Genomic DNA, 6,675 nt, shown 5'->3' with positions numbered 1-6,675 from the left:
GGGGTAGGCAAAAGCGACAATGGCATAGTAGCTTGAACGTAGTGAAAGCTAGCGCCTTTAGACGCGAGCCGGTAATAAAGGCTTATAGCCTTAGAGCAAACCACCCGTTTGACGGGTGGTTATGATTTGTTCCAACCCCCGCTCTGCGCTCGGGGCATCTACCACTTCCATCCCTAACTTGTGCAGGATACCGCGTAAAATAATCCGGTTCGTAAGATTGTCATCGACAATCAACGTCTTGATGCCAGCCAATTGCGCTTCGTCTAAAAGCACTTTGGGCTTCTCATCACCAGCTTGACTTAAAGGGATTTTGAAATAGAAATGACTTCCTTTGCCTTCTGCGCTTTCTACCCCGATCTGTCCGCCCATGAGCTCGACCAGCTTTTTGGATATCGTCAAGCCGAGTCCCGTACCTCCGTATTTACGCGTAATGGAGATATCCGCCTGCGTAAATCTGTCGAAGACGAGCTCCAGCTTGTCTTGCGGAATGCCGATTCCGGTGTCGGTTACGGAGAACAGGTATTCACCTTCTGTCTTTTGGACGGAAACGACAACTTCGCCGCGGTCCGTAAACTTGATGGCGTTGGAAATCAGATTGTACAATACTTGGCGTATTCGGTCGGCGTCTCCAAGTACATACTTCGGTACGGAAGCATCGATCTGGACGAGCAGCTCAAGCTGTTTCGAATGAGCGCGGATCGACATGATTTCAGCCGTTTTTTCCACCGTTTCCTCAAGGTCAAAGGGGACTTGATGCAGCTCGATATACCCGGACTCGATTTTGGAGAAATCCAGGATATCGTTAATCAAATTCAAAAGATTGTCCCCGGCTTTTTTATAGGTTTCAACATAGAATCTCTGTTCTTCCGTGAGCGGCGTTTCATATAACAACTCAGCCATGCCGATAATGGCGTTCATCGGTGTGCGAATTTCATGACTCATACTGGCGAGAAAATCACTTTTGGCAAGATTGGCGGCCTCCGCTTTCTCTTTAGCCACAGTCAGTTCCTCAAGAATCCGAGCCTGGAGTACTTGCTGTTCCCGTATTTCCTCACTTTGAGCAATAATCTCCTCATTCTGGGCTTCCAGATTCTCGATGAGATCCTTCAGGTTTCTCGCCATGGTATCGGCGGATTTCGCCAGAGTGCCAAGCTCATCTTGGGTGAACTGATTCTGGTCGATCTTGACATGGAAGTTTCCCTTGCTTATTTCTTCCATTAAGAAAACCGTCTGATTTAAAGGTTGAAGAGAACGGCGAATGAGGTGCGAAATCATAATGAATGTAAGGGCCAGAATGATCGCTGCATAGAACAAGGACCAATTCCGGATGCTGTCAAATTCGGTCATAATATGGTCCTTCGGGATAACCGATTCAAACAGCAAGTAATCATCAATTCCTTCTATTCGAATGGGCTCAAAGACACGAAGGACCGGCTCGCCTTCAAAGTCATCATAGATAAACTCGGTTTTCCCTTCTTTAATGGATGCAGAAAACTTTTGAATGGCGGGATTGATTTGTCCGTTCAAATGTTCATCGTGACCATTGGCGATATATTTAGCTTCAGAGGTGAGCAGTCCCGAAAAGCCGTCCATCGGCCGAATTTTCCTCATCATATTCTGAATGGTGTCCATCTCGTAATCAATGCCAATAACCCCCAGAAACTGGCCTGACGAATCGTCGAGAATGGGAAGGACAATAGAGGCAACCAATACATACTTTCCGTTAAGAGGATAATAATAGGGATCGGCAAAATAGGGGGCTCGTGTTTTTTTCGGAGTTTGGTACCAGTCTGCCTCAGGATCATTGTAGTCGGGAATTGTCTGCCGCTTGATTTCCCCGTCCGCCCGAATCCACCACGGGAGCAGGCGGCCTGTCTCGTCATACCCTGGCTTATTTTTGTATAATGCGTCCTTTCCATCAAACGCGTCAGGCTCCCATGCCATATAGCTGTCTACGATATCCGGATTGGATTTAAGGTAATGGGCCAGAAGCACATTAACCTGGTCGCGGGTAAGCGACTGATCTTCCCTGAGCAGCATAATGCTATCCAGCAGCTGCTGCAGCGTCTTCTTCGATTCATTAAATACATTTTCGACGTGTCTTGCATAATAAAGAGAGTTTTGCTCGGCGTATTGCTCCGCTTTTTGAAGACTGCTGTCATAGGTAACTTTTAGAATAGTTAAGATGAGAGCTGCAAAGCCTACCGCCAATATGACGCATTGAAGCAAATTGATTTTTTTGGCCAACGTTACATTCTTTAGCAACATGCATTCTTCTCCCAAATCCAATGTTCTTGTTTCTGTAAAACAAAAAAAACGACCCACCTATGAAGGATGGGCGAGTGCTAGGGCCCCAAATAATCCAGACGGCCAACCTGTGACCGCATGTCAATGTCTTAGACATTTTTCACTCACATATCGGTATATTATAGCAAAAGTCTAAGTACGGGGCGTATATTATTTCATTAAATTCTTTTATTTTTCTTTAAGGCTTTAGAGGTCAATCGATCGGCTTATAAAATCCATGCCATCCGTCAGATGGGAAACGACAATCAAAATACCCGAGAAATCCCGCTCTTGCCATAGGTTTAACATAAGATCTCTCGTCTCCGCATCCACATTGGAAATAGGCTCATCCAAAATAATGACGTCCTTACCGGACAGCATTGCGCGAATAAAGGCGATGACTTGCGCTTGTCCGCCTGAGACTCCGGCAGCATTTTGTGCGATCTGTGTATCCAGCCCCATAGACAGCCGGTCTATGTACCCCTGGAGTTTCAGATCCGTGATGAGCCTTTCTACATCTTCGCGGCTTTTCCCGGTCTGTCCGTACAGGATGTTATCCAGCACCGTTCCGCGGAACATGAATATACTCTGGGAGACGACGCCAATCCTTGCCCGTATGCTCTCATGATCTATTGTTGCGGCATCCCGGTTGTTGAACGAAAGTGTTCCTTCCGTTGGTTCATAAAGCCCCAGCAGCAGCTTGATCAGGGTTGATTTTCCCGAGCCGTTGTCCCCCCGGATCAGAATCTTCTCGCCTTTGCGGATTTCAAAATTCAGTGAATCCAGAACGTTCTTGCCGGTCTTATAGGTGAAGCTCACATTTTCCAGTTTAATAGAGGTAATAGGCGCCTTGAGATCGTTCCGTTTTCCGCTGTTCTCGCCTTTCATTTCCATAAGCTCAACCACCCGCTCTATGCTTAAGCATACCGGTTTGATTGTAGCGCCGATCGTGGCCAGACCTTGAGTGCTTGTAAATACTTTGCTGATATAAAGGGAGAAGGAAGTATACATACCGATCGTAAAATGTCCTTTCAAAATCATAATACCGGAGGTAAGCAGCACAAGAAGAGACCCGAACTGATTAATGAGTGCAATATTCTCCATAAAGAGCAGCATAGACTTGCTTTGCTTCACGCTGCTGTGGATCAGTTCCCGGAGCTTGCTCCGAAACTTGGCCAGATGGGTATGCTTACCGTTCAGTATTTTAATATCTTCGATACCGTTTATGATTTCGAAGCATTCTCCATTCAGAACCGCATTCGATTCCATCATTTCTTTGGTACTCTTCATAAATTTTCCCGACGAGGCTTTGGAAGAAAGGAAGAAGAGGGGCGTCAGCGCCAAAACCACGAAAGCTAATTTATAATTGAGGGTAAACATCGTGACGAATGCGAGCACGGCATCCATTGCGCTCAATAACACACTGACAATGGTCGGGGAAAAAATACTGCCGATGGAGCTGCACTCGGAGATTCTGCTTTGAAGGTACCCCTTCTCGGTTGCGGACAGATAGCTCATCGGCAAATCCATAACCTTCTCCATGATAGAATATCTCATCTCGTTAACGACAACATTGTTGATTTTCACAAACATATATTTCGCATACAATGAAATGGCATACCTCAAGGCATAGAGCACGGCAATCAATCCGATATAATAATAGAACTCGGCGTAGCTTTTTGTGCCGATCAGCACGGTATCCATAATATGTCCGATCATATAGGGAACGGGATTGGCCGAAAGGGAGCTGACCAGCATGCCGATGATCCCTGCCCAAAAAATCAGCCAATGCTTGCGAAGGAACGGTCTCAATTTCAGTAAACTGCTTAGTTTGCCCATCATTAAACCTCTTTTCGTTAGCCATGTATTATCTATGATTAAAAGGTGTGCCCTTAGGGAACAGTCAATACTTTGGAGTGAATCAAATGAAAATTCATGAAGCGGCCAGACAAACCGGCTTAACCAAGAAAGCGATTCGATTTTATGAACAAGAGGGTCTGATCAGCCCGTCCATTGATGAAACCAACGGGTACAGGGAGTATGACAATGAGGACCTGAGAAGGCTTGTAGAAATTACACTATTTAGACGATTGAACATCCCTGTCAAAGAAATCAAGATGGCCATGCAGCAACCGGACCATGTACATCATCTGCTGGCAGAACATAAATCCAGGCTTGAAGCCGAGATGAAGCAGATGGAGCGGAGCAAGAACTTAATTGAGACGATTCTGGAAAATCCGGATCATAAATCCGAAGAGCTCATGAGCAAGTGGAAGCTGCTAAGCGACAGCATCGATCTGGACAACCGCCAGAAAGCAGGCTATATCAGGGAAAAGCTGCTTGAGTTATTCCCCGGGACTTACGGAGCAATGATTGTGCACCATTTTGAGCCCTTCCTTGACATTCAAATGGACAGCGAACGAAAAGAAAAAGCATGGCTGAACATCATAGCCTATCTGGATGAAACCGATATTGAGTATCCGCCTGGTTTTGAAGAAATGTTTAACGGAATGCCGGATGGTCTTCTTGAGCAATACAAGGAACAGCTAACCGATGATATGAAGAAACTGATGCATTTAACCAAAGAGGAGGAAAAGGATTACGAGGCCAAAGTTATCGAAGCGTTTAAAAGACTGACGAGTGGAAATGAGCAGGCCTTCAGCGAAAAATTCAAAATAGGCAAGGACTTCAAACAAGAGCTGTCCCGGAACGGTTATTATGATGTGTTTATTAAAAATTTCATCATTCTCAGCGATGAATATCGAAATTATCACCGTTTTCTGCGGAGACTGCAGAAGAAATTGCAAACGGAATTGCCGGAGCCTTGGAGCCGGATGGAGAGGCAGGAGTAGACATCATGCCCTTCAAGGATATGCAGTCATGGATAAAGCGCCCTAAAGCTGATCCAGAATTAATTATGGGAAAGTCCATCCATTGGCGGGATGGACTTTTTGCCTTTTACAGAGGAAGTCCGTACCGAGTGCTGCAATTCACTTTTTGCCGAAAAAGACGGCAAAATCAAAGTATTTGTACATGCAGTCCACCTCATGAAATCCGGCTTGCTCCATCGAGCTGATTTGATCCGCTGCAGTCGCATTGATATCCAGCTTTCTTCGTTCTATAGATGCCTCAATAGCTTCCCGGGAAAGGCCGCTTTGGTTAATGCTCTCCAGCCAGCGCCGTCTATAATATTCATCGGCCTGCGCCGTATGGCCCGCTACTTGGTCGGCATTCACAAATATACCGCCGTCCTGCAGCAGCTGATATATGGCCTTGAACAGCTGTTTTTTGGCCGGGTGAGTCAGATGATGGATCGACAATGAAGAAATGACAATGTCGAACGATTCGGAGAACGTGTAGTTGGTGTAGTCGCAGGCGATGTACTGGACGTTGCCCGATTGGCGGAATCTTTGCCGCGCGACCTCCAGCATCTGTTCGCTCAGATCGATGAGTGTGAGCTGCGCGTCCGGGTATTTTTGCAGGACCATGCTTGAAAATAATCCGGTGCCCGCCCCCAAATCAAGGATACGAGGCGCGGGATTCGCGGTTTCCACGAGCGACAGAGCCATGCCGTAAAATGCATCGAAGCAAGGGATGAGCTGTCTTCGCTGCCGGTCATAATCTAACGCGACAGCGTCAAACATTTTTTTCACGGAAAGTTCCAAATCCATCTTCTCCTTCGTGGATGATTTTCCTAATTATAACAGGGAGTTCTTCATTGGGGAAAGATATAAATGCTATTTACTATATAGGTATTTGCTATAAGGGGCTAAGGGAGTAACATAATTTAGTACTAATTTCTAATTATGGTATTATAGGTATGCGCTAGAACGCAATACGTCCTATTTTTAAGGGAGAGCACTATGAATAAGACTAGGCTTCAAATCATTTTGATTAGTACTGTAATTATTATTGGGGGAGTCTTGATTTACTTCTTGTTCAACCGAGCTACATTTAATGCGAATGTGGATACGTTGCCTGAACCCAACATTAAAATTCAAACTCAAACAGTCAAAGGCATCAAATTTAACTTAAGAAATGCGAAGTTTACAGACAAAGAACTCATGGTTGGTTATGAAGTTGTGGGGGGTAGCCTTACCAAGAATGATTTGGTTTGTATATTTTATAATGATGGGAAACTAATTGAAGATTCAACAGGAGGAGAACAATACAAGCTGGGTGAAATGCATTACTATTTAACTGCACGAATTTAAAAAAATTTAAATGATTTACAGATTTTCCGAACGGGAAAGCCCACTACGGGTGCGATAGCACCCCCTTTAGGGGTGGGATGATAGTGAGGTCGGATACGAGTGCCCTAAGAACTGAAAGGTTTGTGGCGCTTCAAGTATCCGAAAATTTCACTCTTTTTTATTGCATGTCCGTTTC

General features: G+C 45.3%; 5 protein-coding genes. 2 read left to right on the top strand and 3 right to left on the bottom strand.

The genetic code is table 11. The features are described 5' to 3' along the window. Positions 1–90: 90 nt before the first annotated feature. Complete coding sequence (locus tag K7397_RS20945) at positions 91–2,268, bottom strand: hybrid sensor histidine kinase/response regulator (protein ID WP_223070519.1); 2,178 nt, start codon at positions 2,266–2,268, stop codon at positions 91–93. A 225-nt stretch (positions 2,269–2,493) separates the two neighbouring features. Continuing rightward, entirely contained in the window at positions 2,494–4,128 is a 1,635-nt protein-coding gene (locus tag K7397_RS20940) for an ABC transporter ATP-binding protein (RefSeq protein ID WP_223070518.1), read from the bottom strand. An 83-nt stretch (positions 4,129–4,211) separates the two neighbouring features. On the opposite strand from K7397_RS20940, the gene K7397_RS20935 reads away from it, so the two are divergent. Beyond that, on the top strand, positions 4,212–5,138 hold the full coding sequence (locus tag K7397_RS20935; RefSeq protein WP_223070517.1) for a MerR family transcriptional regulator: 927 nt from the start codon (positions 4,212–4,214) through the stop codon (positions 5,136–5,138). A 138-nt stretch (positions 5,139–5,276) separates the two neighbouring features. Here K7397_RS20935 and K7397_RS20930 read toward each other — a convergent pair whose 3' ends face one another. Further along, on the bottom strand, positions 5,277–5,957 hold the full coding sequence (locus K7397_RS20930; protein WP_337926770.1) for a class I SAM-dependent methyltransferase: 681 nt from the start codon (positions 5,955–5,957) through the stop codon (positions 5,277–5,279). 192 nt (positions 5,958–6,149) lie between these two features. Between K7397_RS20930 and K7397_RS20925 the strand changes: the two genes are divergently transcribed. Further along, positions 6,150–6,500, top strand: coding sequence for a hypothetical protein (locus tag K7397_RS20925; RefSeq protein WP_223070515.1), 351 nt, complete (start codon positions 6,150–6,152; stop codon positions 6,498–6,500). Positions 6,501–6,675: the final 175 nt, after the last annotated feature.

It is taken from the genome of Paenibacillus caui, from assembly GCF_019904135.1.
Lineage (GTDB): Bacteria > Bacillota > Bacilli > Paenibacillales > Paenibacillaceae > Fontibacillus > Fontibacillus caui.
This window is presented reverse-complemented; position numbering and strand designations above follow the sequence as displayed.

Bases quoted from the DNA above. Each gene is read 5' to 3' on its own strand.
- K7397_RS20945 (WP_223070519.1), bottom strand. From the start codon at position 2,268: ATGTTGCTAAAGAATGTAACGTTGGCCAAAAAAATCAATTTGCTTCAA.
- K7397_RS20940 (WP_223070518.1), bottom strand. From the start codon at position 4,128: ATGATGGGCAAACTAAGCAGTTTACTGAAATTGAGACCGTTCCTTCGC.
- K7397_RS20935 (WP_223070517.1), top strand. From the start codon at position 4,212: ATGAAAATTCATGAAGCGGCCAGACAAACCGGCTTAACCAAGAAAGCG.
- K7397_RS20930 (WP_337926770.1), bottom strand. From the start codon at position 5,957: ATGGATTTGGAACTTTCCGTGAAAAAAATGTTTGACGCTGTCGCGTTA.
- K7397_RS20925 (WP_223070515.1), top strand. From the start codon at position 6,150: ATGAATAAGACTAGGCTTCAAATCATTTTGATTAGTACTGTAATTATT.